We start from the raw sequence: 1,571 nt of genomic DNA on the forward strand, positions 1-1,571 counted from the left end.
GCTATCAAGGGGGTTCAGGATCCACTGTCGCGGGTTTGGATAGCGCCCCCCTTCCGGCATAACGTCAGCCAGATCATCAGGGCGCACAGCAGGGTGACGACCGCCAGCCCGCTAAACAGTAGCGTATAAGCAGAGTCATAGCTCTCGCGCAGCACCCGGAGTGAAAAATCAGGCAAAAGCGCAGCCGCCTGCGGCATATTGCCGGCCCCCAGCCAGCCTGCGGCGCGGTGAATCACCTCGGGGGCATACCCGTGTACGCGACTCTGCAGGGTCAGGGTATTGCTTGCCGTTAATACCGCGGAGACTATCGCCAGGGCGATCCCCTCGCCGGCAACGCGTACGGTGTTGAACAGGCCTGCCGCCATACCGGCTTTGGCGACCGGCACAGCGGATATCGCCAGGCCATCCATCAGTCCCCAGGGAGGCGCCGCCCCCGCCCCACAGAGGATCAGCGCCAGCACCAGCTGCGGGAGGTGGTTACTGTGAAAAGCATCGCCCAGCAACAGCAACCCGGCGGAGCCCATCATCAGTCCCGCCGTGGACACCTGCCCCGGTGAAAACCAGCGGGTGAGCAGGGCCGCAACGGATGGGAAAACCAGCATCGGCGCGGTCAGCGCCATCAGATACAGTGCGCTCTGCGACTCACTCATCCCCTCTCCGCCCATAAAATGCAGTGGAACAATAATCAGCAGGACCACGTAGCAACAGCAGGTGGCGACAGGCAACAACAGTACGCCGACAAAACGCGGATGACGCAGCAGGGAGAGTTCCAGCACCGGGTTGTTCACCCTCCGGCAGCGTACGACAAAGGCCACGAACAGCCCCCCAGACGCGATGAGCAAGGCCAGCGTGGTCAGGGATAAAAAAACGCGGGCCGGAATGACCATAAGCGATGCAGTAAACAGCATCAGGGCCAGCGTAAACAAGGTTAAGCCCAGGTTGTCGGGTGTCCGCGGCTCGCTTTTTTCTGTCGCAGGCAGAGATACCAGGCCTATAAGCAGAACCCCTGCCGAGAGCAGCGCAAACAGGGCGTATACGCCGCGCCAACCCACCGCGTCGATCATGAAGCCGATCAGCAGCGGACCGAACGCCAGACCAATGCCGAACACCGTGCCGAGGATGCTGAATGCCCTGGTCCGCTGGGCGCCATCATACAGCTGGGCCAGCGCCGCACTGCCGCTGGCTAAAATCATCGCCGCGGCCAGGCCCTGCAGCGCCCTCAACACGCCTGACAGGAAGAGATTGTGCGTCAGACAAAACAGCAGGCTGCTCAGGCAAAACAGCGCGGCGCCGGCGATAAAAATACGTTTTCTGTCGATGGCATCCGCCGTCACCCCTGCGGCCAGCAAAAAGCTGCCGAAAGTCAGCATAAAGCCATTGGTCAGCCACGACAGCGCAGCGGGAGAGCCGCCCAGCGACTGCTGTATCGCGGGGGTGGTCATGACGCCGCCGGTAAAACTTAACGGCAGCAGCAAGGCCGCCATAAAGACAGAAAGCGCGGCCAGGGCGCTGGCGTATCGGGAAGGTGTTCTGGCGGTGAGTAACATCGGGCGGCCCTCATCAGTCGGCAA

1 protein-coding gene is annotated in these 1,571 nt (G+C 61.9%); it reads right to left on the reverse strand.

Annotated features, from left to right (window positions below):
* Window positions 1-14: 14 nt before the first annotated feature.
* Window positions 15-1,547 (reverse strand): MFS transporter, encoded by a 1,533-nt coding sequence (locus VZP09_RS10210; RefSeq protein WP_328795100.1) that lies wholly within the window; start codon window positions 1,545-1,547, stop codon window positions 15-17.
* Window positions 1,548-1,571 lie beyond the last annotated feature (24 nt).

The organism is Klebsiella sp. EMBS2024 (assembly GCF_036233805.1).
Taxonomy (GTDB): domain Bacteria; phylum Pseudomonadota; class Gammaproteobacteria; order Enterobacterales; family Enterobacteriaceae; genus Klebsiella; species Klebsiella pneumoniae.